The sequence below is a fragment of the Pseudomonas bubulae genome (genome assembly GCF_900618535.1).
Classification (GTDB): Bacteria; Pseudomonadota; Gammaproteobacteria; order Pseudomonadales; family Pseudomonadaceae; genus Aquipseudomonas; species Aquipseudomonas bubulae.
This window is the reverse complement of the sequence record NZ_UYJA01000003.1, coordinates 493,582-518,740: the sequence shown is the minus strand read 5'-3', so window position 1 is coordinate 518,740 and position 25,159 is coordinate 493,582. Positions and strand designations below refer to the sequence as shown.

The following is a 25,159-nucleotide window of genomic DNA, read 5'->3' as shown; positions in this document are numbered from 1 at the left end:
TGAGTAATGAGTCGAATATCAGTCCCCGCATATGCCACTGTTATATTTTTCTCGAGGGCTGGAACCGGTATATTTTTTTTTATAAATACTTGGATTGTGATTGACTTAACAGGGTACGCCACAAGTGCGGCAATAAGCTTGTTGATTGCAACACTGCCCAGCCTATTTCTTTCAATGATAATCGGAAGTATGGCTGACAAATATCCAGCTATAAAGCTTGTGCTATATTCTGAATGCACGCGCTGCCTGACACTACTGGTATATGCATCGTTATTTGTCATGGATCGAGCATCCCCTGCATTCGCTTACTCCGTCAGCTTCTTAATGTCCATTTGCGCAGAAATACAACTATTGTCTTGGCGTGTCATTTTGGCAACGTTCGCAACTCATGAAAAAAACTTCAAACTCAATGCACTTTCTGTTACCAGTGGGCAGGCAGGTGTCATAATTGGAGCAACAGGCTCCGGCATGTTATTCGTAACTCTTGGGCCGACCTTTACTATCGCTATCGCCAGTACTATTTTCTGGGCATCCAGCTGCTGCATTGCTTATATGGCAAAGGCGCTTCACTCGCCGTGTGCGAGTGCGATCACCAAGATAAGCACGCTAAACCATTTGGTCGCTCACCTGAGATCCATACTTGAAGGCTTTCAATATATCACCCAGCAACCCCGCCTCATCGGATACTATCTGCTGATACTGCTAAACACAAACATACTATATATGTCAAATGCATTACTTGCCCCCTTCGTAAAAGGACCTCTCAATCTGAATGCAAATGCATATGGACAGATTGACGCCGCCTATTCTATTGGAGCAATCATTGGCGGACTGATTATAGTAAAACTCACCCAACGACTCGGCACTTTGAAAATCACCCTATTGGGCCTGACCACCCTAGCGTTATCACTATTCATCTTCGCTCAATCTGAAGCTTTCCTTCTGGCCTTTTTTTCATATATTGGAATTGGCCTGGGATGCCAAACATCCATTGTAAGTCTCAGCCATGCACAAAGAATTACTGATCCGACACTACACGGGAGAGCCTACGCAACCTTAAACACTTTAACCGGATGTTTCGGCGTACTTATTTTCATATTAAGTACACAGTTCACTTCACATGAAGAGCTACGAAACATGTTCGAATACCAAGCTATTGCAGTGACGACTGTTCTATTAATTATCGGTGCTAGCAAAAAAATTAAAGACTCTCTATAAACCGGATACCACATATGAGTCCAAAAGCACGCGCCGGATTGCGAAGCTTGCCAATAAGCTGAGCTGGCAGGCGGGTCAAACCGCCTGACCCAAAACCCCCGTTAAACCCTGGCAACAGGTGGGTTTGACGGGGGTTTTGTTTTTTGGAGGGGTGGGGAGTTACGCGGTCATTTGCGCCAATCGGCTATCTGCTGCGCAGTGGCGTAGAAATCAACGCCAGCACCCAAGGCTTGCTGCCCATCCGGCTGATTGTGACGTAACCCCTCAAGCACTTGAGCATGACTGCGACGGAATTGCCCAAGCTGTTTTGCACCTTGCGGGCTGGCCGTTTGCGCTGCTGTCTCGATGCGTTGATACAAGTCCATCTGATTGGTAGCCGCCAGGTTGGTGGGGACATAGGGGCGATTAGCCGCAACGGCCTCTGCAATCGGGAATGTTTCGGCAAAGGTATGGTAGCCGCCAAAGTTCATGAAGGCGGCAATACCCAGCCCGGCCGCCAGCACCATGTGTTCATTGCCATAGATTCTATCCGGGTTCAACGTGTTGAGCGCCAGCAGCACGTCACAGGTACTGCCGGATTGCGCCCCCGCAGATGGCAGACCCTTGAGGTTGGACTCCATTGCGAATGTGCCAAAGGGCTGCCAGCGATTGATACCCACGCCATGCAGCATTGAAAAATGCTCCAGCATGCCGGTCAGGCCTTGCTGGGAATAGGCTGGCGGCACGTTCTCCATTTCAGCCTCTGACATGGTGAAAGGCCGGGTCAGGTCTGCAATCGGCGCACCTTGACGGGGAATTGCATTGAGATTCTGATTGCGATCACCCAGCGCTTTGCGCAAGGCGGCCTGCTCAGTGCTGTGCGGGTCGACCGTGTTCTGTACCACCAGCCCAAACCCCATCTTGAGCTTGGCCGCATCTTCATAAACTCCCTTCACCGGCCGCAACTTCCCGCCGACTTCCACCATAGGCATCCGTTCACTGCGGGCACGACTGAGCGGATTGTCAAAGGCCGGCGTACGCGTCTTGCTTGAAAACTCCTTGAAACGATCAGCGAACTGATCTGCCTGCGCATCAAGACCAGCCTCACGCAGCAAGGCCACCCAAGCCGCGGTATTGGCTTGTTTGTGCTGCGCATAGAGCCCGGGTTGACTCTCGTCTTCTACGGGGGCCATCAACTGGCACATCGTGCTGCCAAAAGCGCTCGACGCACGGATTTTAGTCAGCAGGTCAACATGGTTTTGCTTGTCGAACCCTTCTGTACATCCGGCCAGAGGAGTCTGCAGCGTGTTGATCAACCACGGTTGCAGCGCCTGCCCGGGTTTCATCTGCCGACCAATCTGGTCGGACTGTGCTGCCAAAGGCTCGATGGTGGCCTGCAGAACATCGCGCAACGGCTGCTCCCGTCCCTTGTAATGGACGGCAAGCCCACCCGCCACGCTTTGCTCGCTCAACCCCTGACGCAACACCGTTGCCAGTTGTGCGGCGTGCTGGTCGAACACTTCACCTATCCTGCCTGGCTGGTTCAACAAGGCCATGCTGGCGCCCGCTTCAAAAAACTTGCTGTTGGTGATCATCTGTCTTTGTACATCCGTCAGGGCAACACCATGGGGACTGCTTTGAGCAACGGCATCTGGCTTACCTTGACTGTCGATGCCATATACCGCATCGAGCGATGTACCTGACCTGGAAATAAACATGATGCTCACCTCATTAATAGTGCACTTGGATAGATGGGGCATGGAGAAGGCACGCACAGGCTCGCAAACCAGTAGCAAACCTGGCGACGCAACAGGCCATTGGGCCGCAAACTTTGCCCTTGAACTAAAAACAAAACAAATATCAAAGTGTAAGAAAATAACAAGGAAAGACGAACAGCCCTCTTAATTATTAGCGTACTGAACCGAATACATACTCACATCCAATAAACACTTTCACGGCAATAAAGACATGATGCCTTATCAATAACACTTGCGATCTTTGTACCTGTTAACCCCCGGTAACAGTTCGCTTGCACGTTGTGGAACCCGCCCTGCAGCCCGGGCCACAGACTGCGAGACATGTAATGGACTGCACGGTCGCCGATACCCTCCCTGCTCCCGGAGTGTGTTGCTTGACCGTTCACATGTTGTTTCCCACGAAGGATGACCACCATTCGATCGAACGAACGAAAACACATGAAAGATCTCAGCTCGATTTCCCCCTTCAGGTTTACCCCCACGGACAGCGTTGCCCGGGGGACTTCACACATCAGCGCCGGCGCCATTCCCGCCGCCCCACCTTGCTGTACACCCAAAGAAATATACGATCGTGTCCACCAGGAAATATCCCGGCGCTATCTGTCATTCGATCAAGGTAAGGAAATGGGATTTGCCGGCAAGGCCGGAGTAACCGGTGATATCGACTTCATTACCAAAAAAGATTTGATTGGCATACTGCGACACTTGAAAGAGGATGAAAGCGCACTGCAGGAGAGCAAAAAAGACTCTGCTCGGACTCAACTTTTCGACAAGATTTATTTGATGTCCGGGGACAAGGAGACAGGCAGAAACTGGAATTTAAGACTCCACAATTACAGTGTGCGCGGCACAGGGCTTGGAGGCGAAGACATCCCCCACCGTCATCGCTGGACGCTGGACGCTGGCCAGCAATGTGCTTACTGGTGGTTACAACAACGTCAATTACGAAGAACGCAGTGTCTCGCAGCCCCATGACCCCAAAGACAAATTCAACAAATACGTGCTTGGCGCATCGAGTGCGCAAACAACCCAGGGCGCCAGGGGGGCAACGCTTGTAAACGAAGCCGTGATGGTTCCCTTCAAAAATGAAATTTATGCCAAGGGTGACATCAATCATTTCCCGATTGCCCTGCCGCACAGTGTTGATACAGCCCCTGCCTATATGGGGACTACATTGACCCTGGCCCACACGGGCGTGCCGACGACAGATACGTCCATTGCTTATTACAAAGAAGCGTTCACCAGCTTGCCTTCACTGCACTTTGAAAGTGTCGAGGCCTTCAAGGCGTCCATTGACCTGCGCATCGCGCAACTTCAGGTGCTGGACTTGCAGGACAACCTGAGTACGTTCCTCAACGCCAGGCAACAGAAGAACCAGCCGTTAACCCCCGACGAAACCCGGCACCTGAGGGATACCCACGAGTACAACTATGTAGAAACATCGTTGCTGCCGGCCCTGGCCATTTACAACATGGAAAAAATCAATGGCATCGAGCACCGGGAGTTCTCGGCCGACACGGCGAAATTTCTCGATAGCCAACTTTCACAGATCAATCAACGTGTACTTAACACCCTGATCGAAGGTAACCAGACGGACCTGATGGACCAGCGCCTTTCCCTGGTACTGGAGCCCGGCGCTTTCGCCCAGGCCATGGCTGAAAGACAGGGGCAATAAACCTCGATTCGCGGATCCGCAGCGATAGCATTGCGTTCTAACTGTTGGGCACTGTGGGAGCGGGCTTGCCCGCGATTGTCCTGTTACACCGCAGCGATCCCGTCGCGAGCAAGCCCGCTCCCACAGAACGTGTAACCATCACCCCGAAACAGTGCGCCCGCGCCACAAAATGAATCACTCTGCACATTCTTCAGCCTGATATTCGCTCGCCAATAGGCACTCTGCACACCCGCCCATATGCCGTGTGCCCGCTTTTCTCCGGTTTACCCGCCCTGACAAAACAGGCCCGCTTATTGCTCTGGCTCCTGTGTGCTACCGATATCGGCGCACCCATTCGAGGCGGAGAAATAGACCATGAGTTCACCCGGCGATTTTCCTTTGAGCGAAGCCCCGCGTTCAGCGCGCAAGGGGTTGTTGTCGATTTCGATGGTGCTGTTCAGCTTTACCTTCTTTACCGGCACCATGTTCGCCGGTGGCAAGCTGGGCATGGCCTTCAACTTTGTCGATATGCTGTGGATTGCGGCCATCGGCAATACCCTGCTGGCGCTGTATGCTGCCGCCCTGGCCCTGATCGCTTCGCGCAGCGGCCTGAACACGGTGCTGATGGGACGCTTGTGCTTTGGTGAGGCCGGTAGCCGCCTCTCGGACTTCCTGCTCGGTTTTGCCGAACTCGGCTGGTACGCCTGGGGCACGGCAACCGTGGCCATCGTGCTGGTGAAGATGCTCGGCCTGGCCGAAGGCTTCACCCTGCCCTTGATGGTGTTTTTCGGCATGGGCTTCAGCATCACGGCGATCATCGGCTACAAAGGCCTGGATGTGCTGTCGCGGGTTTCGGTGCCGCTGATGTTTGTCCTGCTGATCGTCTCCATGTATATCGCCACGCAGCATGTCGGCGGGTTTTCCGGGCTGGCAGCGGTGATCCCGCAGCAGACCATGACCGTCTCGGCAGCCATTACCATGGTCTTTGGCACCTTCGCCAGCGGTGCCACCCAGGCCACCAACTGGACGCGGCTGTCGCGCAGCGGACGCATCGCCGTGACCGCCAGCGTGGTCAGCTTTCTGCTGGGCAATGGCCTGATGATCGTGGCCGGCGCCTGGTGCGCCATGGTTTATCAACAGGCCGACATCGTCGAAGTGATGATGCTGCAAGGCCTGTCGTTTGCCGCCGTAGTCATGCTGTGCCTGAACCTGTGGACGATCCAGGGCCCGACCATCTACAACGTGGCCGCTGCCACCTGCCATCTGGTGCGCAGCGAACGCCGGCGCACCATGACCCTGCTCGCCGCCGCCGTGGGCGTGCTGCTGGCGATGGGCGGCATGTATGAAATGCTGATTCCGTTTCTGGTGCTGCTGGGTTCGGTCATCCCGCCCATTGGCGGCGTGATCATGGCCGACTTCTGGTTTCGTCATCGCGGCAAATACCCGGCCCTGGCCAGCGTCCAGTTACCTCGCTACAACCTGGCAGGGCTGACCGCCTATGCCGTGGGCGCCTTGCTGGCCTATTTGTCGCCATGGATTGCGCCTCTGGTAGGCATTGGCGCATCGGCCATCGTCTATATCGTGCTGCTGAAACTCAGCCGTCAACCGGCGGTGCTGCCCACCGTCCAGGAGCCCCTTTGAGCCTGACCGTTGAAGAGATCCTGGCCCTGCCCGGCCTCGAAGAGATGACCCTGCGGGCCGGCGCACGCAACCGCCAGCGCAGCGTGCGCTGGTCCTATGTGGCCGAGAACGAAGGCATCGCCGGCTGGGTCATGGGCGGTGAGCTGGTGTTTGTCACCGGGATCAACCACCCCCGTGACGAGGCCAACTTGCTGCGCCTGATCGACGAAGGCAGTGACTGTGCGATTGCCGGACTGGTGGTCCTGACCGGCGAGACCTTCATCCACAGCATTCCCCCATCGGTGATTGCACTGGCCGAAGCCCGCGGCGTGCCCCTGATCGAGCAACCGTACTTGCTGAGAATGGTCATCGTCACCCATTTGATTGGTACTGCACTGGTACAAATGGCCCAGACCAAACGCTCGCGCCACGACATTCTGGCGCAACTGCTCAGTGGCGATTACCCCAGCCTGGCCACCCTCCGCCAGCGCGCAACGCACTTGCAGCTGGCGCTGGACCAACCGTGCCGCCTGGTTGCGCTACGCTTGTCAGCAGTCAGTGTACTGTTTGCCAGTCACGCACCCGAGGAGGCAGAACGCCTGTTGCAACACACCCGCCAGACCGTACAGGATCACCTCGACGTGTGGAGCCGTGCCCTGCCCCGCGCGTTGCCGGTGATCGTGCAGGGTGATCTGTTCATCCTGTTGCTCGCTGAAGACAACAACCTGCGCACAGAACTGGCGAGCCTGTATCGAGACTTGCAGGCCATCATCGGTAATCTGGCGCTGTTTATGGGGCTGGCAGGCAAGGTCGAGGATTGCGCCCATTATCACCGGGCCCTCAACGAGGCACGCCAGGCGCTGGATGTTGCAGAAAACCTGCGCCCGGCCACCGGCCTCTGCGATTTCAGCGAACTGGGCGTGTTGCGTCTGCTGCAGGCCGTGGGCGAACGCTCGGTGATCGAGGCTTTCGTACAGCAAACCCTGGGGCCGCTGATCGAACCCAACCGCAAGCAACCCCATACCTTGATCGATACCCTGGATGCCCTGCTCCAGGAGAACGGTAACGCACTCAAGGCCGCGCAACGCCTGAGCATCCATCGAAATACCATCAATCAACGCATGCAACGCATCGAGCAAAACAGCGCCCAGTCGATCGATGACCCCCTATTCAGAATGAATGCTTCGGTGGCCCTGCTGGTGTGGCGCATGTCCGAAGCTCAACGACAGGAACGACCATGAAGATCATCAATGCCACACTGCGTAAAACCTCGGGTCTGCACACGGTCACCTGTGAAGGTGCGCTGATCAGTGCCATCACCCTGCAGGCAGGCAGCGTGCCGGCGCAGGCCGGCGATATCGACGCCCGCGGTCAGTTGCTGATTGCGCCTTTTGTAGAACCGCATATCCATCTGGACGCGGCCCTGACCGCCGGCCAGCCCGAGTGGAACCTCAGCGGCACCCTGTTCGAAGGCATCGAACGCTGGGCGCAGCGCAAGGAAACCATCACCCATGAAGACACCAAGCAGCGTGCCCACGCCACTGTCCGCATGCTGGCCGAACACGGCATCCAGCATGTGCGCACCCATGTCGACGTCACCGATCCAACCCTAGCTGCCTTGCGGGCGATGATTGAAGTGCGCGATGAAACCCGCCACCTGATCGACCTGCAAATCGTGGCATTCCCCCAGGAAGGCATCGAGTCCTATGCCGGTGGCCGTGAGCTGATGACCCTGGCCGTGGAGCTGGGCGCCGATGTGGTGGGTGGCATCCCGCACTTTGAAAACACCCGCGAGCAGGGAGTCAGTTCGATCAAGTTCCTGATGGATCTGGCCGAGCGCACGGGGTGCCTGGTGGACGTGCATTGCGACGAAACCGACGATCCCCACTCGCGCTTTCTTGAAGTGCTGGCCGAAGAGGCCCGGGTACGCGGCATGGGCAGCCGGGTGACCGCCAGTCACACCACAGCGATGGGTTCGTATGACAATGCCTACTGCTCCAAACTGTTCCGCTTGCTCAAGGCATCAAAGATCAACTTTGTCTCGTGCCCGACCGAAAGCATCCATTTGCAGGGTCGTTTTGATACCTTCCCGAAACGCCGTGGCGTGACCCGGGTGGCCGAAATCGACCGTGCCGGCATGAACGTGTGCTTTGGTCAGGACTCAATCAAGGACCCGTGGTATCCGCTGGGTAATGGCAATATTTTGCGGGTGCTGGATGCAGGGCTGCATATCTGCCACATGATGGGTTTTGAAGACCTGGCGCGCAGCCTGGACCTGGTCACCGACAACAGTGCACGGACGCTGAATCTGGGCGAGGGTTATGGCATTGAAGTGGGTCGCCCGGCGAACCTGGTGGTGCTGGATGCCGAGAGCGATTACGAAGCGGTACGTCGCCAGGCCAAGGCGCGGGTATCGATCCGCGCCGGCAAGGTTTTGCTGACGCGGGTGCCGGAACAGGTGGAGTTCAGCTGAGACCCGTGACGAACATGGTGGGAGCGGGCTTGCTCGCGATGGCATCGACGCGGTTGAACTGAAACACCGCAGCGTCTGCATCGCAGGCAAGCCAGCTCCCACAGGTTATGTATTGCTCACCCACCCGATGCCCGCCGGATCATGGTCGCAGCGCTATCACGTCATCTGAATGATGGTCTGCATGATGGTGCTTTGGGTCGAGATGGTTTTGGCGTTGGCCTGGTAGTTGCTCTGGGCCTTGATCAGGTCCACCAGCTCACTGGTCAGGTTAACGTTGGAGTCTTCCAGCGAGTTGGACTGGATGGCGCCCAGGCTGCCGACCTTCGGTGCGTCGTAGCCCGCCACGCCCGAGGCGTAGGTCTCCTTCCAGGCCGTGCCGCCCACTGGTTGCAGACCCTGCTCATTGGTAAAGCTGGCCAGGGAAATCTGGCCAATGGCACGGCTCTGGTTGTTGCTGAAGTTGGCGAACATCACACCCGAACCGTCGATGGTCAGGTTGTTGATCTGGCCGGTAGCGTAGCCGTCCTGGGTCGGCGGGTTGCGCGAGGTGTCGGTGTTGTACTGAGTGGTTTTGGCCATGTCGATGGCAATCCCGGTGTCCTTGGCTGCCGCGCCGTTGGACGCCCACTTGCCATTGACCATGGCGCCCGGCATCCAGGTGCTGACGGTCAGGGTGTTGCTGACGATATCGGGTTCGCCGGCCACCGGGTTGGGCGTCGTCACACTGGTCAGCCCGCCGGCTGAGTCGAATTGCATGATCGAAGCCACCGGCGCCTTCGCGCCGTCTCCGCTCACTGCGCTGCCATCGGGGTTGCGACCGTCAATCAGGGTGTAGGCCTTCCAGGTATTGGCACCGGTCTTGACCATGTACTGGTCCATCGGGTGTGGATTGCCCTGGGTATCGTAGACCGTAGTACTGAAGCTTTTCGTATAGGATTCGGCTTTGCTCGGGTCGAACGGGTTGGCGGTCTGATCAATCACCGCAGCGTTGGAATTGAGGTTGATCGTCGAGTCCACCGAGCCCGTCGCCTTGGGCGCCAGGTTGGAAGTATCGATGCGCAGGTCGGTCAATACGCCATTAACGATATTGCCATTGGCATCCACGCCATAGCCCTGCAAGCGCGCAGTGCCATCAGAGCTGGTGACAAAGCCGTCTTTGTCGGCCTTGAACGTACCGGCGCGGGTATAGCTCAGGGAGCCGTTGTCACTGAGCACGAAAAAGCCGCTGCCCTGGATGCCCATATCCAGCAGGTTGCCGGTGTTGTTAACCGCACCTTGACCAAAATTTTGCGAGACCGCTGCCAGGTTCACGCCACTGCCGATGGTCTTGCTGCCGGTACCCAGCTTGCTGGCCGAGTAGATATCGGCGAATTCCGCACGCGAGGCCTTGAAGCCGGTGGTCGCAGAGTTGGCGATGTTGTTGCCGGTCACGTCCAGCTGCTTGTTCGCCGCATAGAGGCCGCTAAGGCCGATATTGAATGACATGTTTCTCTCCTTGAGGCGTATGAGTCGGCTTACAAGCCAATGGTCTGGACTTTGGACATGCCAATGCTGCCCAGGCCTGCGAGGTTGAGCATGATTTCACCGCCGGTCTTGCTCAGGGTCACGCTGTTGACCGTGGCTGGCAGATAGGTGGTGAGCGCCGTGGTACCGGCGTCGGTTTTGCTGGATGCGGTGAAGGTGTAGGAGCCCTTTTCCAGCAGCACACCCTCGTCGTCCTTGCCATCCCAGGTGAACTCCGCGTTGCCGGCTTTCTGGGTGCCCATGTCGATGGTGCGAACCACCTCACCGTCGGCATTGGTGATGGTGATAACGGGTTTGGAGTCAGCATCCTTGACCACCACGGTGCCGTTGAAGGGCTTGTCGCTGGCCGGATCCACATAGGCTTCGCCGGTCTGCACGATCACCGAACGCCCCACCAGCGACGAGGCCTGCAACGCCTGCGAAGACTGGAAGTTGCCGGAGATCGAATTGACCGTATCGTTGAGCGTGGTGATGCCTTCCAGGCTGCTGAACTGCGCCAGTTGCGCAACGAACGCCGTGTTGTCCTGCGGGTCCAGCGGGTTCTGGTTTTTCAGCTGGGTGACCAGCAGTTGCAGGAACGCATCCTTGCCCAGCGCCGTGTTGCCGGATACCGCCTTGGAGGCCGCCGCCAGGCTGGTGTCAGTGGTCTTGGCCTGGGCGGAGTTGGCGAGTACCTGGTTAAGGGTCAAGCCGCTGGTGGAATCGGTCACACTCATTTGCGTCGCCCCTTATCACTGACCGAGGGTCAGGACCTTCTGCATCATGGTTTTGGCGGTATTCATCAGCTCGGCGTTGGTCTGGAACGAACGACTGGCGGAAATCATGTCGGCCATTTCTTCAACCACATTGACGTTGGGGTAATACACATAGCCCTTGGCGTCGGCAGAAGGATGGTTGGGCTCGTAGCGGGCCTGCAACTCGCTCTGGTCTTCAACCACACCCAACACCTGCACGCCCTGGCCGGCGGCGTCCTGGTTCTGGAACAGCGAGTCGCCGCCGCTGCTGCCTTGCGCACCTTGAAACATAGTGGCAAACACCGGGTGGCGGGCGCGGTAGGTCTGGTCGATGCTCGACGACACCGTATCGGCGTTGGCGATGTTGCTGGCCACGGTGTTCAGGCGCGTGGTCTGGGCGCTCATGCCGCTACCGGCAATATTGAAGACACTGGATAGAGACATGGATCACTCCCCGCGCAGGGCCGACATCAGCCCTTTGAATTTGCTGTTGAGCAGGGTGAAGCTGGCCTGGAAGTTGACCGCATTCTCTGCATAGTTCGACTGCTCAAGCTGAGCGTCCACGGTGTTCTGATCGATCGACGGCTGCATCGGCGTGCGGTACAGCAGCGACTCGTCGCCGCTGCTCAGGCCCTGGGCTTCGATATGGCGGGTGTTGGTCTTGTTCAACGCAAATGTGCCGTTCTGGTTTTTGTCGTTCTGGGCGGCGAGCACAGAGGCGAAATCCAGATCCCGAGCCTTGTAGTTCGGGGTATCGGCGTTGGCGATGTTGTTGGCCAGTACTTCAGCGCGCTGGGCACGAAAGCCCAGGGCCTGTTCATGGATACCAAGCGCTTTATCGAAGCTGATGCTCATCTCGAAAAACCTTTGTGGGCTGACCTGAGAATGTGGTTCAGGTTTTACATGACAGGGATAGAGCAAACCCCGTGCCAGTTTTTACAGCCCCGTAACACAAGGGTTTGCCGGGAGGCGGGAGATGGCAATGGCAAAAAAGCGGCAATGCTTGACCGCTGACTGCCGGTTTTCTGCCGCTTTGCTTTGGATTCGTCGTAGCAGTTGCCGAAGGAACGAGGCTGCGTTCGGCGACGAAGTCGTCGTAAAAACCCTGGTAGCCGGGTTTGACTGTTACACCGCAGCCCCTGATTTTGCGACTGCTTCGCAGCCGAACGCAGCCTCGTTCCTACGGCAGCTACAGGAACACTGCAACTGTGGGAGCGAGCCTGCTCGCGAAGGTCGTTCGCGAGCAGGCTCGCTCCCACAATAGGGCTTGACCGGCAACAGAGTATCTACGGGGTTTTCCCAGCCTATTTCGCCTGGTAAATGATCCCCGGACTGCATTGGACCATCTGGTAATGGTCCGGCAACCCGTTGAGCGCTTCAGAAGCGCCCAGGAACAAATACCCGCCCGGCTTCAAGGTGCTGTGAATGCGCAGCAGGATGTCTTTTTTCACTTCGGCCGAGAAGTAGATCAGCACGTTGCGGCAAAACACGATGTCGAACTTGCCGAAGCTGGCGTAGCTGTCCAGCAGGTTGAACGGGCGAAACTCCACGCGGTTTTTGATCGGCGCCTTGATCACCCAACGCCCCGGTCCCTTGGGATCGAAATAACGTTGCAGGCGCTCCGGTGACAGGCCCCGGCCAATGGCCAGGTTGTCGTATTCGCCGGTGCGGCAGGTGTTGAGCATCTGCGCTGACAGATCGGTGGCAAAAATCTGCACGCCGGCTTTGAGCTGCCCAAGGTTGCTGCGCTCGAATTCGTCAATCGCCATCGACAGCGAGAACGGCTCCTGCCCCGAAGAGCAAGCCGCCGACCAGATACGCAGGCGCTGGCCGGGGCTGGCCTTGATTTGCTCCGGCAACACCTTGTTTTTCAGCACTTCAAAGGGATAGGTATCGCGAAACCACAGGGTTTCGTTGGTGGTCATGGCATCGACCACCTGCTCGCGCAACCCGCTGCGCGGCTGAGCCTGGATGCGTTGAATCAGCTCGCCCAACGACTTGATGCCCTGCTGCTCCATCAATTTGTTGAGGCGGCTGGAGACGAGGTACTGCTTGTTCTCACCCAGCAAAATGCCACAGGCTTTTTCCAGGAATACCCGGAACTGTTCAAAATCCAAATTAGCCGTCGACAAATGATCCTGCCTCTTAAATCGTTTTGACCGCCAAGGGCTGCGCCCTTAGCTGTGGTCTGCTGCTTTGATCCGGTCAACTACCCGGGTTGCCAGGTCATCAGGGCGGAACTTGGCCAAAAAGTCATCGGCACCGACTTTTTTGACCATCGCCTGATTGAATACCCCGGACAACGAAGTATGCAGAATGATGTGCAAGTTTTGCATCCGCGGGTCGTTGCGGATTTCAGCTGTCAGGGTGTAGCCGTCCATTTCCGGCATCTCGATATCCGAGATCATCATCAGAAACTCTTCAGACGGGTTCTTGCCCTCGTCCACCAGCTTGCGCAGGTAATCGAGCGCCTGGCGCCCGTCGTTCAACGACACCACTTCAACACCCACCGATTGCAGGCAACGGGCAACCTGCTTGCGCGCCACCGACGAATCGTCAACGGTCAGCACCCGCAATGACAGCGCCTTGCTTTGGATTTCAACATCCACCACGCCCTGGCTGATGGTTTCAGACGATGGCGAGACTTCTGCCAGCACCTTTTCCACGTCGATGATTTCGACCAGTTGCTCGTCCATACGGGTCACGGCCGTCAGGTAATGGTCGTGACCGGTGCCCTTGGGCGGCGGATGAATGTCTTCCCAGTTCATATTGACGATACGCTCCACTGAACGCACCAGAAAGCCCTGGGTCTTGGTGTTGTACTCGGTGATGATCACAAACGGGTTACTTTGATCCTTCAAGGCTCCCGCGCCGGTGGCCATCGCCAGGTCGAGAATCGGTATGGTCGCGCCGCGAATGCTCGCCACACCGCATACCACGGGGTGGGACTTGGGGATCAGGGTCAGCTTGGGGCATTGCAGCACCTCGCGGACCTTGAACACATTGATCCCGTAAAGCTGTGGCCCATCCAGGCGAAACAGCAACAGCTCCAGGCGGTTTTGCCCCACCAGTTGAGTGCGCTGGTTAACCGCATCCATCACTCCGGCCATACTCAGCTCCTCTTAAAAACTTCAAGTTTCAACCCGCATATTCCGAAAACGGCACGGGGCTTGCTTTTTATCGGTCATGAACGCAAAAACGACAAAATCCTGCCACCGACCTTTCCTGCCGAGTCTGCGCCGCTGTGGTCTGAGCGCGCTGGCGGCGGGCACCTTGCTTGCACTCAGCACTTATAGCAGGGCTGACGCGTTTACATCGCCTGAACAGCTTATCGGCGTGACCCAGGGCTTTCTTGAATTCACGGTTGAAGACTACCTGGCCACCAGCCAGACCGAGGGTCGATATCAGATCCAGGTCAACAATCTTGACCCGCGCCTGCGCCTGGCCCAGTGCGACAAGGATTTGACAGCTTCCCTCGAAAGCCCGGCGCAACCCATGGGCCGGGTAATCGTGCGCGTACGCTGCGAAGGGCTGTCGCCGTGGACCATCTTTGTGCCGGCCCAGGTCAAACTGTTCCGCGACGTAGTCACCGTCAATCACCCGCTCAAGCGCGGCATGGTTATCGACTACCCCGACGTGACCCTGCGCGAGCGCGATGTCAGCCTGATCAGCCAGGGCTACCTGACCGCCACCGAGCTGGCCGTGGGGCAAAAATTGCTCAGGCCCATGGTCACCGACCAGGTGCTGACCCTCACCCACCTGGAGCAGGCCGCAGCCGTGCGCAAGGGCGATCATGTGGTGATCAGCGCGCGCAGCGGCACATTAAGTGTCAAGATGCCCGGCGAAGCCCTGTCAGACGGTGGCCTTAGCGAGCAAATACGGGTAAAAAACCTGAACTCCAAGCGTGTTATCCGCGCCAGGGTGACAGCACCCGGGCAAGTAGAAGTGGCATTATAGGAAAGTTGGCATCAGTCTCGCGACTTTCCTACACTGTCATTTGACGCAGATCAGTACAGCTCTGTGTGAAGCCATGATTAATCGAGCCTAAAGTTTTTCCGGGTATGGCCGAAAACATGGCAAGCGTCCAAATACCCCGAGGTTTAACGTTATGGTCATCGACTTCAGTCGTCTCAACAGCGCCCCGCCCCTGACCGGCAGTACACGCAGTAACGCCAACCAGGAAACCGGCAGCGCCACGCAAGCGGCCCCGGCAATAAACCCTGAGCAAAACGGCGTCAGCGCCCCAAGCGGGGAATCTGTTCACCTCAGCCAAGAGGCTCAACAGTTGCAGAAGATCAGCGACTCGTTGCGTGACCAACCTGTAGTCGACAAAAATCGGGTGGCAGAGCTTAAACAAGCCATCGCGGACGGCAGCTACAAAGTCGACAGCGACCGGATCGCCAGCAAACTGCTTGACATGGAAGCCCAGCGCTAGGCCAACGGCCAGTGCCGCGCTTTTGGACGCTTAACTCCCAGAGCCCGCCATGCACGACGAAAATTTACTGCAACTGATCAACGATGACCTCGCTCCTGCCGAGCAATTGCTCGGCCTGTTACAGGACGAATCCATCGCCCTCAAAGGCCGCGACATGCAGGTGCTGGAAAACATTCTGGCGCGCAAACAGTCGCTGATCATTTTGCTTGAGCAACATGGCCGCAGACGCAGCGAAATTCTCGCCAGCCTTGGCCTGGCCACCAACCGCAGCGGCCTCGAAAGCCTGGCCAGCCATTCCAGCGTGGGAACACAACTGCTCGCCCAGAGCGATGCACTGAACCAGCTGCTAGCGAAATGCCAGGCCGCCAACCTGCTCAATGGTCAGTCGATCCAGACCCAGCAGGCGATCACCGCCAACCAGTTGCGCATCCTCCATGGCGGCGAAGCCCCGTCTCTGTATGACGCACGCGGCACCACCTCGATGCTCAACAAGCACCGCGCCTACAGCCAGGCTTGAGCCCGCGCAACCACCGCATGTAGCGAGACACACAACATGATGGCAGAATGCCCATCTTTTGCGTGTCGCTGTATTTTGTCTGGAGATTGATCAAACGTGTTCGACGCCCAAGATGCTCCGCAACCGCCAAAGGTGCTCACCACGCCGTTGGAAATTGCCTCCAACTTGCGGATGCTGCAAGAGAGCCATGACCCGCTGATCATTACTTTCCAGGACCGCACCCAGCGCTTCCAGAGCTATGTGGTGGATGTTAATCGCGAGAGCAACACCATGGCCCTGGACGAAATGATCCCCCGTGACGGTGAGCGTTTTCTTGAAGCGGGGGTGCCGTTCAAGGTTGAGGGCTTCCATGATGGCGTGCGTATCGCCTGGGAGTGCACCACGGCGCTGACCATTGATGACCGTCATGAGCACCGCTGTTATCGCGGCGCGATGCCCCACGAAGTGGTGTACCACCAGCGCCGCAATGCATTCCGTGCGGCCCTGCGGCTGGCCAATCTGGTCAATGTGCAAGTGGCGGGTGACAAGCTCAAGGCGCCGATCAAGGGCAAGTTGCTGGACGTTTCGGCAACCGGCTGCAAATTGCGTTTTGAGGGGGATATCAGCCAGGGCATGCAACTGGGCCAGGTGTATGAGCGCTTCAGCGCCGACCTGCCGTTTGGCCTGATGTCTACACCGGTGGAGTTGCGCTACCTGCATTTTGAAGAGCGGCTGAATATCACCTTTGCCGGGATGCGCTTTCACAACATCAGCGGCGCAGTGCAGCGCCAGGTCGAGCGATTTGTCTATCAACTGCAGCGCGAGGCGCGCCAGTTTGATAAAGACGATGATTATTGAAACAGTGGTCGCTGGCTTGCCTGCGATGCAGAGGGCGCGATCTGGCTGAAAAACCGCGCTGATGCCATCGCGAGCAAGCCCGCTCCCACAGGGGTATTGCCTATGTCTTGGACTCTGGTTCCGGTTCTGGCTCCTGCTCCTCCACCACCGGCTCCTGCACCATCTGTTCCTGCACCACCTGCTCATCCACCCGCGGGTCAAGGGCGGCGACCAGCGGCGAGCTGGACATGCTGTCGGGCATGGCCACGTGATGCAGCGGCGCATCATCGACCTGGTGCAGGTTGGTCACCGCATTCGGGCGAATCCGCCATACCAGGATCAACCCCGCCACGCTGAAAAACCCATAGAGCATCTGGCTGCCAAACAGCTTCATCAGCACCCCCGCCACCAACGGCCCCACGCTTGCGCCCACGCCATAAGTCACCAGCAGCATGGCCGTCAGCGACACACGACGCTCCGGCTCGATATGGTCGTTGGCAAAGGCCACGGCCAGCGGATAGATGCAAAATTGCAGCAAAGCCGCCAGGCAACCGGCAATAAACAGTACCTGCATGGGCACCGCCGGCAAGATCGCCAATGGCAACGCAGCCACCGCCAGCAAGCCGGCGAAAATACGGATCAGCAACGGCCGGTCATAACGGTCGGACAACCAGCCCAACGGCCACTGCACCAGCAAGCCGGCAAAAATGCAGCTACCCATATACAAGCCGACCAGTTCGGTAGACAGCCCTTGCTGCGATGCGTAGAGCGGTGCCAGACCGTAAAACGAGCCCACCAGCAAACCCGCGCCCATCACCGCAATCAACGACTGCGGCACACGCTTGATAAAAAATTTCGGGTCCATCGGCGCCGGGTGCAAAGGCGCCGGGTGAATACGCCGGGTCATGGCTACAGGCACCAGGCACAAGGCAAAACACAAGGCCACCACCATCAACAACTCGAGACCGAGCTGCGGGTGAACCGCCAGGATCAATTGCCCAAGCACCAGCCCCAGATAGGAGGCGATCATGTAGAGGCTGAACACCACGCCGCGCTGCCTGGCCTCGGCCTGCTCGTTAAGCCAGCTTTCGATGACCATGTACTGGCACATCATGCCCAGACCGACAATCACCCGCAGCAACAGCCAGATCGGCAGCCAGTCCGTCAGCCCGTGGCACAGCACCGCCGCACCGACAATACCGGCGCATGTGGCGTAGGCACGAATATGCCCGACCCTGGCAATCAGCCGGTGGCCGATCTTGCCACCCAGCACCAGGCCAAAATAGTTGGCCGCCATCAGCGCGCCGATCCACAGGCCGTCGACATTGTCCGCTGCCAGGCGCAGCGCCAGATAAGTACTCAACAGGCCGGAACCGATCAACATCATCAGCGAGGCAAAATACAACGCTCTAAAGGACTTCCAGATCTGGTGCATTGGCTTTCCCTACGGCTCCTTGTGTCTGCCACCGGGAACAGGCCCGGCGCCACAGATTTAAACGGTCAAGCCTGAGCCGCCAGAACGCGACGTTCCCAGGGCGTGATTTCGTCATGGAAGCTGGTCAGTTCCAGCGTCTTGGACGCAACGTAACCTTCGATGAACTCAGTGCCGAACAGTTCAATCGCCATTTCACTACGGGCCAGGCGTGCCAGTGCCGCGTGCAAGGTGCAGGGCAATGTCAGCGCCTCGGGCACCTGGAACTCACCCTGGATCGCAGCACTCGGTTCAAGCCCACGCTCGATGCCATATAACCCTGCCGCGAGGCTGGCGGCAATTGCCAGGTAGGGGTTGGCGTCCGCCCCCGGCAAACGGTTTTCAACCCGCCGCGCCGCAGGTGAGCTGGCTGGAATGCGTAAACCCGCACTCCGGTTGTCATGGGACCAGCACGCGTTGTTCGGCGACGCATAGGGGTGGAACAAGCGCTGATAGGAATTTACGTTCGGCGCAAACAACGCGGTAAAGTCCGCCATGCCCGCCTGCTGCCCGCCGATAAAATGGCGGAAGGTGGCTGTCGGCTGCCCCGCTTCGTCGCTGAACACGTTTCGCCCGCTGGCCGCCTCGACCACGCTCTGGTGAATATGCATCGAACTGCCGGCCGTGTGCGCCAGCGGCTTGGCCATGCACACCACGTTAAGGCCATGCTTGAGGGCAACTTCCTTGAGCAGGTGCTTGAACAGAAAAGTCTGGTCGGCCAGCAGCATCGGATCACCGTGCAGCAGGTTGATCTCGAACTGGCTGACGCCCATCTCGTGCATAAAGGTGTCACGGGGCAAGCCCAGTGCCGCCATGCACAGGTACACCTCATTGAAAAAAGGCCGCAAGCCGTTGTTGGAGCTGATGCTGAACGCCGAAAATCCGTCTTCACGGCGCCCGTCCAGGCCCACGGGCGGGCGGAACGGCTGGGCCGGATCGGGGTTGTGCGCAAACACAAAGAACTCCAGCTCGGTCGCTACCACCGGCGCCAGTCCCCGCGCCGCGTAGCGGGCGATCACCGCTTTCAACTGGCCACGGGTCGACAGACGCGAGCTTTCACCGCTGAGCTCATCGGCATCGCAAATGGCCAGGGCACGGGTTGGCTGGCTCCAGGGCAGGCGATGAAGCTGGGTGAGGTCTGGCACCAAGGCAAGATCACCGTCCTCGCCGCCATAAAAGCGTGACTCCGGGTAGCCACCCATGATGCATTGCAGCAGCACGCCACGGGCCATCTGCAAGCGCCGCCCTTCTATAAACCCCGCAGCAGTCATCACCTTGCCACGGGGCACGCCATTGAGGTCGGGGGTGACGCATTCAATCTCATCAATACCCGCCAATCGCTGTGCGAGCAAACCCTGGCCATCGCTATTCATGCCACTATCCTTGTTGTTAAGCAGGCCGCGCAGGGCAATGGCTACAAAATACGCACTGCCTGTTCGGAATTTCAAGCGAGCACCGCACAAATCTCGCGAAAACAGTGATCCTTCCTTCGGCAGCCGCTACGGAGCTCGGCATTTGTCTTATTTGCCGACTAGACTCTTCGCCCACTGTGTCAGGAAGACCCAAAGGAAGATCGATGAAGACGCTGCCCCCGCTTTATACCGGCCTGTTGCTGGCCAGCCTGTTCAGCCCCGCAGCCTTGGCCCAGATACCCAGCAGCGATGGCTATGTGCTGGATAAAGTCGTGCAGGTCAGCCGCCACGGAGTGCGCCCGCCTACCGAATCCAATGAAAAGCTGCTGACCTCGGTCACCCAGCGCAAATGGCCAACCTGGCTGGTGCCCTTCGGTAACCTGACCGGCCACGGCTATACCGGCGCGGTGGAAATGGGCCGTTACCGTGGTGAAGTGCTGCGGGCCGCCGGGCTGATCCCCCGGGGCTGCCCGGATGCCAGCCAGTTGCTGGTACACGCCAGCCCCCTGCAACGCACCAAGGCCACGGCCCAGGCCTTGCTCGATGGCATGTTCCCCGGCTGCGGCCTGCAACCGGGCTATGTCCACGGCAAGCAGGATGCCCTGTTCCAGGCCAATGAAATGCCCTTTGCCGCGCTCGATCCGGCCAAGGCCAAAGCCGAAATCCTCAAGGCTCTGGGCGGCAGCGTCGAAGCCGCACAGGCACGCTACAAACCCTTTGAAGAAAAACTCAGGGAGGTCGTCTGCCTGCCTGCCACCGATTGCCCGTATGGCAAACAGGACTGGACACTGGAACAAAACGCCAAGGGCCGTTTCGCGATCAAGGGCCTGAGCGCAGGTGCCAATATGGGCGAAGTGTTCCGTCTGGAATATAGCCAGGGCCTGCCACTGGACAAGGTCGCCTTCGGCAACGGCCGCACCGCCGCCGAGGTATCCAGCCTGATGGTGCTGACCAAGGCCAAGTACGACTACCTCAACGACATCCCCTATATCGCCAGCCGCGGCGCTTCCGAGCTGATGAACCAGATTGCCCTGGAACTCAAGCAGGGCACCCCGCTGGAGCAGAAAGACGCGCCGGATAGCCCGCCCGATGTACCGCTGATGCTGCTGGTGGCTCACGACACCAATATCTCTTACCTGCGCACCATGCTCGGCTTCGGCTGGAAGCAGGGAGATTACATCGCCAACAACATCCCGCCCGTGGGTACGTTGCAGTTCGAACGTTACAAGGAAGTCAAAACCGGCGAGTACTTTTTGCGCATCGCCTTTGAGGCCCAGTCAATGGACCAGATTCGTAACCTGACCCAACTGACCGCCACGCAAAAACCCCTCAGGAGCGATTTCCAAAGCGCCGGGGACTGCCGCAAAACCAGCGCAGGCCTGCTCTGCCCGCTCAAGGATGCGATGGTCCAAGTCGAGCAGAACATCGACCCCACCGCGCTGACGCCCTATACCTTCAACTAGCGGTGGTTAAGGCAGGGCTTGCTTCACGTTGCTGCAACCAGCACAGCAAGTCCTGCCCGCTCATGGGCCGCGCAAACCAGTAACCCTGCCCTTCAACACAGCCCATGGCCAGCAAACGCTGGGACTGTGCCTCGGTTTCAATCCCTTCAATAACCACCGACATACCCAAGGCTTTACCCAGGGCCAGGGTGCTGGCGATCACGGCGGCGCAACGCGGTTCATGCTCCAGGTTGCCCACAAATTCACCGTCCAGCTTGATTTCGGTGAATGGCAACTGGCACAGCCGCTGCAATGACGAAAAACCGGCACCAAAATCGTCAATTGATAACCGGCAGCCCATCATGCGCAGGCGCACCAGATTCTCCAGGCTAGCGACCGGAGCTTGCAGCAAACCGGTTTCAGTCAATTCGAAGGTCAACCTGGAGCCCGGCGTGACATGACGGGTCAGAACCCCCTTGAGGGTATAAGTCAGCTGACTGTTAGCCAGTTGCGACGCTTGCAGGTTGAACGCCATGTTCAAGGGATAACCCCGTGTCCGTGCTTGCTCTTGCAGGCTCAACGCCTGATCGAGTTGGGCAAACAGCAACTCGTCCATCAAGCCGCAGCGCTCCAGCACCGGGATAAATACCGCCGGTGGTAGCACGCCCTTATCGGGGTGCAGCCAACGGCAAAGCACTTCGACTCCGGTCACCTCGCCGGTTTGCAGATTGAACTTGGGTTGATACCAGGCCTGCAATTGCTGCAGGGCCAGAGCCTGACGCACTTCGTCCTCGCAAGCCAGTGACAGCGTGCTGCCCGGTACAGGTCCGAGCGTGCAGATACTGCTTTGATACTTGAGTAACAGAGGTTGCAGCACAGCGGCATACAACGGTTTGCCGGCATCGCCAAGCAACTCGAGCCCCAACAGGGCAATGAGCTGATGCGCAGCACAACGCAAATCGGCCGACAGCGCACTGCTGACAATAATCGACCGGACTTGCCCCGTCCTGCCCACGCGACGCAAAAACGCCAGGCCGTCCATGCCATCCATCTGCAAATCGCACACGGCGATATCCACCGGCCCCACTTGCTGAAGAACCGTCAACGCCTGGCTGCCGTCACTGGCCTCAAACACGTCATGGCAACCCAGGGAGCGAAACATGCTTACCGCAACAGCACGCTGGAAACTGTCATCTTCCAGGATCAGGACACGCAGGGGATTTCCAGGCATTAAGATGAACCATCGAGAAACGGTGTAGGTCAATCATCTCGAATGCTGAAAGATTTTTACCTAGGAAAAGTCCCAATAAATGTAGGACTAATGCCAACCCTCCCGACTGGCGATTGAATGTCAGCGCGCGCTGCGACTGAATATACGGATCACTTCATCCAGGTGCTCGGCCATTGCCTGCCGTGCGGCGGGCGCATCGTGCTGCTCGAGCGCCAGCAGGATACGGCGGTGCTCATCTTCCGAGCGATGGGTCATATCCTGTGGGGTGTAGTGGTTTTGCAGGCGCTGGAACATGCTGCCGTAACGATGGCCCAATAGATGCTGGATCATCAGGGCATAGGCCGGGTTGTCCGAGGCCTGGGCAATGCGGATATGGAACAGACGATCGCCGGGGTGGGTGTGGGACCCTTCGCGGTTGTCCTGAACGTTGCGTTCAAAAGCTTCGCGGATGCCCGCCAACTCCTCGTCACTGGCATTGATCGCCGCCAGCGCCGCCGCTTCGGGCTCAATCAGGCGACGGGCCTGCAACAGCGCGAACGGTGGAATTTCGGCATTGAAGTCGATTTCAAGGTTCAGCTCGGGGTCCAGTTCTTTCCACTGGTTGCGCGTAGCCTGGGCCATAACCGGTTCATCTGACACCGCCTGCACCGGCGGCTCACAGACCAGTACCCCGTTACCGACGCGTACATCCACCAGACCTATCACTTCAAGCGCAATCATCGCCTCACGTACCGAGGCACGACTTACACCCAGCAACTTGGCCAGTTCACGCTCGGCTGGCAAACGGCTGCCCGGCGGAAATTCACCGCTGTCGATCAAGGCGCGTAGCTGATCAGCGATTTGCCGATAAAGCCGTTGGTTATCAATAACTTGAAATGGCATCAGGAAATAAGCTCTGGTTTGGACAGCATTCGACAAGCACTTGGAGCTGAAAAAGACGCTTGTTGAAGCTTGAGGTGCATGCTACAAAAGGCCCAATGGCCTGACCATTGGATGGATATCGTAAAGCGATCATAGCAAACCTTATCCTTGTACTTGTGTCGTTTTGCCATTTGCTACGCCCCCAATGGCCTGACCATTGGGCCAACTATAAAAACAATGACATCGTAACGGAGCACCCATGGATCTTTCCGGCAAACGTGTGCTGATCACTGCCGCTGCGCAGGGGATTGGCCAGGCCACCGTCCAGGCATACCTCGCCGCCGGTGCCGAAGTCTTCGCCGCCGATATCAATGCCGGCGCCCTCGACGCCCTTGAGGGCGCGCACAAACATGTTCTGGACGTCACCGATGCTGCTGCCATCGAGCGCCTGGCCAAACAGCTGGGCCCACTGGATGTGCTGTTCAACTGCGCGGGCGTGGTGCACAGCGGCACTATCCTGGAATGCGAAGAAAAGGACTGGAACTTCGCCCTGGACCTCAACGTGACAGCCATGTACCGCATGATCCGCGCTTTTTTGCCGGGCATGCTGGGCAGCGGCGGCGGCTCGATCATCAACATGGCCTCGGTCGCCTCCAGCGTCAAAGGCGTGCCCAACCGTTTTGCCTACTGCGCCAGCAAAGGCGCGGTGATTGGCCTGACCCGTTCTGTAGCGGCTGACTTTGTGAGCCAGAACATCCGCTGCAACGCCATCTGCCCCGGCACCGTCGACTCCCCTTCCCTGCGCCAGCGTATTCGCGAACAGGCCGAGCGCGAAGGCCGCAGCGTGGACGAGGTGTATGCCGCCTTTGCCGCGCGCCAGCCCATGGGCCGCATTGGCACCGCCGAGGAAATCGCCCAGTTGGCGCTGTACCTGGGCTCAAGTGCCAGCGGCTTTACCACCGGCACGGCACAAATCATTGATGGCGGCTGGAGTAACTAGCCGCAAGCTTTTGACCTTGTGGGAGCGGGCTTGCTCGCGATTGGATCGCTGCGCTGTATCAGGCAAATCGCGCTGATGCCATCGCCAGCAAGCCCGCTCCCGCAACAAGCCTGCTCCCACTGGGCCCTGCCCCTCCCCCAAAAAGGATTGTTTATGAAACTGCTGCGTTACGGTGAAAAAGGCCAGGAGCGTCCCGCCCTGCTCGACAACGACGGCCAACTGCGCGATTTGTCGGCAGTGGTCGCGGATATCGCAGGCCAGACCCTGAGCTCCGAAAGCATTGTCCGCCTGCAAGATATCGACCCGTCCACCCTACCACTGGTTGAGGGCTCCCCCCGTATCGGCGCCTGCGTCGGCCAGGTCGGAAAATTTATCTGCATCGGCCTGAACTACGCCGACCATGCTGCCGAAACCGGTGCCGCAATCCCCGCCGAACCGGTGGTGTTCAGCAAATGGACCAGCGCCATCGTCGGCCCCAACGACAACGTCGAAATCCCGCGCAATTCGCGCAAAACCGACTGGGAAGTCGAGCTGGGTGTGGTGATCGGTAAAGGCGGACGCTATATCAGCGAAAACCAGGCCATGGAACACGTGGCCGGTTACTGCGTGATCAACGACGTCTCCGAGCGCGAGTTCCAGCTGGAGCTGGGCGGTACCTGGGACAAAGGCAAAGGCTGCGACACTTTCGGCCCGCTGGGCCCGTGGCTGGTGACCCGCGACGAAATCGCCGATCCGCACCAGCTCGACCTGTGGCTGGAAGTGGATGGCCACCGCTACCAGAACGGCAACACCCGCACGATGATCTTCCAGATCCCGAAAATCATCAGCTACCTCAGCCAGTTCATGAGCCTGCAACCGGGGGATGTGATTTCCACCGGCACCCCGCCAGGCGTCGGCCTGGGTATCAAACCCGAGCCTGTCTACCTGCGTGCCGGCCAGACCATGCGCCTGGGCATCAGCGGGCTGGGCGAACAACAGCAACGCACCGTGAACGCCGACTGACAGGGAGCCATAC

General features: G+C 58.3%; 24 protein-coding genes. 13 read left to right on the top strand and 11 right to left on the bottom strand.

Annotation, left to right across the window (positions count from 1 at the left end; genetic code table 11):
- Positions 1-6 precede the first annotated feature (6 nt).
- On the top strand, positions 7-1,218 hold the full coding sequence (locus PPTH39_RS13430) for an MFS transporter (RefSeq protein ID WP_130872064.1): 1,212 nt from the start codon (positions 7-9) through the stop codon (positions 1,216-1,218).
- Between the two features lie 167 nt (positions 1,219-1,385).
- Here the strand turns inward: PPTH39_RS13430 and PPTH39_RS13425 are convergent, their stop codons facing one another.
- A complete protein-coding gene (locus tag PPTH39_RS13425) occupies positions 1,386-2,915 on the bottom strand; it encodes a hypothetical protein (RefSeq protein WP_130872063.1) in 1,530 nt (509 codons plus the stop codon).
- Positions 2,916-3,392: 477 nt separating this feature from the next.
- Between PPTH39_RS13425 and PPTH39_RS13420 the strand changes: the two genes are divergently transcribed.
- The 5 genes from PPTH39_RS13420 to codA all read left to right on the top strand — a co-directional run bounded on the left by PPTH39_RS13420 (position 3,393) and on the right by codA (position 8,701).
- Positions 3,393-3,929 carry a hypothetical protein gene (locus tag PPTH39_RS13420; RefSeq protein ID WP_130872062.1) on the top strand — a complete coding sequence of 179 codons (537 nt, stop codon included), beginning with the start codon at positions 3,393-3,395 and terminating at the stop codon, positions 3,927-3,929.
- On the top strand, positions 3,868-4,629 hold the full coding sequence (locus PPTH39_RS13415; protein ID WP_165446520.1) for a hypothetical protein: 762 nt from the start codon (positions 3,868-3,870) through the stop codon (positions 4,627-4,629). The genes PPTH39_RS13420 and PPTH39_RS13415 overlap by 62 nt, the downstream gene beginning before the upstream one ends.
- Positions 4,630-4,983: 354 nt before the next feature.
- The gene (gene codB / locus PPTH39_RS13410) at positions 4,984-6,249 is read left to right on the top strand and encodes a cytosine permease (protein ID WP_130872060.1); all 1,266 of its coding nucleotides are present in this window, start codon (positions 4,984-4,986) and stop codon (positions 6,247-6,249) included.
- A complete protein-coding gene (locus tag PPTH39_RS13405; protein ID WP_130872059.1) occupies positions 6,246-7,469 on the top strand; it encodes a PucR family transcriptional regulator in 1,224 nt (407 codons plus the stop codon). Before codB ends, PPTH39_RS13405 begins: the two co-directional genes overlap by 4 nt.
- Positions 7,466-8,701, top strand: coding sequence for a cytosine deaminase (codA, locus tag PPTH39_RS13400; RefSeq protein ID WP_095025894.1), 1,236 nt, complete (start codon positions 7,466-7,468; stop codon positions 8,699-8,701). Before PPTH39_RS13405 ends, codA begins: the two co-directional genes overlap by 4 nt.
- Before the next feature lie 156 nt (positions 8,702-8,857).
- Here codA and flgE read toward each other — a convergent pair whose 3' ends face one another.
- The 6 genes from flgE to PPTH39_RS13370 all read right to left on the bottom strand — a co-directional run bounded on the left by flgE (position 8,858) and on the right by PPTH39_RS13370 (position 14,069).
- Positions 8,858-10,186 carry a flagellar hook protein FlgE gene (gene flgE / locus PPTH39_RS13395; RefSeq protein ID WP_095001821.1) on the bottom strand — a complete coding sequence of 443 codons (1,329 nt, stop codon included), beginning with the start codon at positions 10,184-10,186 and terminating at the stop codon, positions 8,858-8,860.
- Between the two features lie 29 nt (positions 10,187-10,215).
- Complete coding sequence (gene flgD / locus PPTH39_RS13390; protein WP_095001822.1) at positions 10,216-10,941, bottom strand: flagellar hook assembly protein FlgD; 726 nt, start codon at positions 10,939-10,941, stop codon at positions 10,216-10,218.
- Between the two features lie 15 nt (positions 10,942-10,956).
- Positions 10,957-11,403, bottom strand: a complete 447-nt coding sequence (gene flgC, locus PPTH39_RS13385; protein WP_095021373.1) for a flagellar basal body rod protein FlgC — start codon at positions 11,401-11,403, stop codon at positions 10,957-10,959.
- A gap of 3 nt (positions 11,404-11,406) precedes the next feature.
- Positions 11,407-11,814, bottom strand: coding sequence for a flagellar basal body rod protein FlgB (flgB, locus tag PPTH39_RS13380; protein WP_016782175.1), 408 nt, complete (start codon positions 11,812-11,814; stop codon positions 11,407-11,409).
- A 449-nt stretch (positions 11,815-12,263) separates the two neighbouring features.
- Complete coding sequence (cheR, locus tag PPTH39_RS13375; RefSeq protein ID WP_095001824.1) at positions 12,264-13,091, bottom strand: protein-glutamate O-methyltransferase CheR; 828 nt, start codon at positions 13,089-13,091, stop codon at positions 12,264-12,266.
- 45 nt (positions 13,092-13,136) lie between these two features.
- On the bottom strand, positions 13,137-14,069 hold the full coding sequence (locus PPTH39_RS13370; RefSeq protein WP_130872058.1) for a chemotaxis protein CheV: 933 nt from the start codon (positions 14,067-14,069) through the stop codon (positions 13,137-13,139).
- A 76-nt stretch (positions 14,070-14,145) separates the two neighbouring features.
- Here PPTH39_RS13370 and flgA point away from each other — a divergent pair, with 76 nt between their 5' ends.
- From flgA to PPTH39_RS13350, 4 genes are all read left to right on the top strand, one after another.
- On the top strand, positions 14,146-14,916 hold the full coding sequence (flgA, locus tag PPTH39_RS13365) for a flagellar basal body P-ring formation chaperone FlgA (protein ID WP_095001826.1): 771 nt from the start codon (positions 14,146-14,148) through the stop codon (positions 14,914-14,916).
- A 151-nt stretch (positions 14,917-15,067) separates the two neighbouring features.
- The gene (gene flgM / locus PPTH39_RS13360) at positions 15,068-15,394 is read left to right on the top strand and encodes a flagellar biosynthesis anti-sigma factor FlgM (protein ID WP_095026582.1); all 327 of its coding nucleotides are present in this window, start codon (positions 15,068-15,070) and stop codon (positions 15,392-15,394) included.
- Positions 15,395-15,443: 49 nt separating this feature from the next.
- Positions 15,444-15,911, top strand: a complete 468-nt coding sequence (locus tag PPTH39_RS13355) for a flagella synthesis protein FlgN (RefSeq protein ID WP_095001828.1) — start codon at positions 15,444-15,446, stop codon at positions 15,909-15,911.
- A gap of 96 nt (positions 15,912-16,007) precedes the next feature.
- The gene (locus PPTH39_RS13350) at positions 16,008-16,748 is read left to right on the top strand and encodes a flagellar brake protein (protein ID WP_095001829.1); all 741 of its coding nucleotides are present in this window, start codon (positions 16,008-16,010) and stop codon (positions 16,746-16,748) included.
- Between the two features lie 100 nt (positions 16,749-16,848).
- Here the strand turns inward: PPTH39_RS13350 and PPTH39_RS13345 are convergent, their stop codons facing one another.
- A complete protein-coding gene (locus PPTH39_RS13345; RefSeq protein WP_095001830.1) occupies positions 16,849-18,162 on the bottom strand; it encodes an MFS transporter in 1,314 nt (437 codons plus the stop codon).
- A 65-nt stretch (positions 18,163-18,227) separates the two neighbouring features.
- The gene (locus PPTH39_RS13340; RefSeq protein ID WP_165446524.1) at positions 18,228-19,469 is read right to left on the bottom strand and encodes a glutamine synthetase family protein; all 1,242 of its coding nucleotides are present in this window, start codon (positions 19,467-19,469) and stop codon (positions 18,228-18,230) included.
- A 305-nt stretch (positions 19,470-19,774) separates the two neighbouring features.
- Here PPTH39_RS13340 and PPTH39_RS13335 point away from each other — a divergent pair, with 305 nt between their 5' ends.
- A complete protein-coding gene (locus PPTH39_RS13335; protein WP_130872057.1) occupies positions 19,775-21,073 on the top strand; it encodes a histidine-type phosphatase in 1,299 nt (432 codons plus the stop codon).
- Here PPTH39_RS13335 and PPTH39_RS13330 read toward each other — a convergent pair.
- Positions 21,066-22,283, bottom strand: coding sequence for an EAL domain-containing response regulator (locus PPTH39_RS13330; RefSeq protein ID WP_130872056.1), 1,218 nt, complete (start codon positions 22,281-22,283; stop codon positions 21,066-21,068). The two genes, PPTH39_RS13335 and PPTH39_RS13330, sit on opposite strands and share 8 nt — an antisense overlap.
- A 120-nt stretch (positions 22,284-22,403) precedes the next feature.
- Positions 22,404-23,165, bottom strand: coding sequence for a FadR/GntR family transcriptional regulator (locus PPTH39_RS13325; RefSeq protein ID WP_095001834.1), 762 nt, complete (start codon positions 23,163-23,165; stop codon positions 22,404-22,406).
- 238 nt (positions 23,166-23,403) lie between these two features.
- Between PPTH39_RS13325 and PPTH39_RS13320 the strand changes: the two genes are divergently transcribed.
- The gene (locus PPTH39_RS13320) at positions 23,404-24,144 is read left to right on the top strand and encodes an SDR family oxidoreductase (RefSeq protein ID WP_095019233.1); all 741 of its coding nucleotides are present in this window, start codon (positions 23,404-23,406) and stop codon (positions 24,142-24,144) included.
- Positions 24,145-24,297: 153 nt separating this feature from the next.
- Positions 24,298-25,146: a fumarylacetoacetate hydrolase family protein gene (locus PPTH39_RS13315; RefSeq protein ID WP_130872055.1), complete on the top strand. Its 849-nt coding sequence runs from the start codon at positions 24,298-24,300 to the stop codon at positions 25,144-25,146.
- The last annotated feature ends 13 nt before the right edge of the window (positions 25,147-25,159 follow it).

Bases quoted from the DNA above. Each gene is read 5' to 3' on its own strand.
- flgC (WP_095021373.1), bottom strand. From the start codon at position 11,403: ATGTCTCTATCCAGTGTCTTCAATATTGCCGGTAGCGGCATGAGCGCC.
- PPTH39_RS13420 (WP_130872062.1), top strand. From the start codon at position 3,393: ATGAAAGATCTCAGCTCGATTTCCCCCTTCAGGTTTACCCCCACGGAC.
- PPTH39_RS13315 (WP_130872055.1), top strand. From the start codon at position 24,298: ATGAAACTGCTGCGTTACGGTGAAAAAGGCCAGGAGCGTCCCGCCCTG.
- PPTH39_RS13425 (WP_130872063.1), bottom strand. From the start codon at position 2,915: ATGTTTATTTCCAGGTCAGGTACATCGCTCGATGCGGTATATGGCATC.
- PPTH39_RS13320 (WP_095019233.1), top strand. From the start codon at position 23,404: ATGGATCTTTCCGGCAAACGTGTGCTGATCACTGCCGCTGCGCAGGGG.
- PPTH39_RS13325 (WP_095001834.1), bottom strand. From the start codon at position 23,165: ATGCCATTTCAAGTTATTGATAACCAACGGCTTTATCGGCAAATCGCT.
- PPTH39_RS13370 (WP_130872058.1), bottom strand. From the start codon at position 14,069: ATGGCCGGAGTGATGGATGCGGTTAACCAGCGCACTCAACTGGTGGGG.
- flgB (WP_016782175.1), bottom strand. From the start codon at position 11,814: ATGAGCATCAGCTTCGATAAAGCGCTTGGTATCCATGAACAGGCCCTG.
- codA (WP_095025894.1), top strand. From the start codon at position 7,466: ATGAAGATCATCAATGCCACACTGCGTAAAACCTCGGGTCTGCACACG.
- PPTH39_RS13355 (WP_095001828.1), top strand. From the start codon at position 15,444: ATGCACGACGAAAATTTACTGCAACTGATCAACGATGACCTCGCTCCT.
- flgD (WP_095001822.1), bottom strand. From the start codon at position 10,941: ATGAGTGTGACCGATTCCACCAGCGGCTTGACCCTTAACCAGGTACTC.
- PPTH39_RS13340 (WP_165446524.1), bottom strand. From the start codon at position 19,469: ATGACTGCTGCGGGGTTTATAGAAGGGCGGCGCTTGCAGATGGCCCGT.
- flgA (WP_095001826.1), top strand. From the start codon at position 14,146: ATGAACGCAAAAACGACAAAATCCTGCCACCGACCTTTCCTGCCGAGT.
- PPTH39_RS13335 (WP_130872057.1), top strand. From the start codon at position 19,775: ATGAAGACGCTGCCCCCGCTTTATACCGGCCTGTTGCTGGCCAGCCTG.
- codB (WP_130872060.1), top strand. From the start codon at position 4,984: ATGAGTTCACCCGGCGATTTTCCTTTGAGCGAAGCCCCGCGTTCAGCG.
- flgM (WP_095026582.1), top strand. From the start codon at position 15,068: ATGGTCATCGACTTCAGTCGTCTCAACAGCGCCCCGCCCCTGACCGGC.
- PPTH39_RS13330 (WP_130872056.1), bottom strand. From the start codon at position 22,283: ATGCCTGGAAATCCCCTGCGTGTCCTGATCCTGGAAGATGACAGTTTC.
- flgE (WP_095001821.1), bottom strand. From the start codon at position 10,186: ATGTCATTCAATATCGGCCTTAGCGGCCTCTATGCGGCGAACAAGCAG.
- PPTH39_RS13345 (WP_095001830.1), bottom strand. From the start codon at position 18,162: ATGCACCAGATCTGGAAGTCCTTTAGAGCGTTGTATTTTGCCTCGCTG.
- PPTH39_RS13430 (WP_130872064.1), top strand. From the start codon at position 7: ATGAGTCGAATATCAGTCCCCGCATATGCCACTGTTATATTTTTCTCG.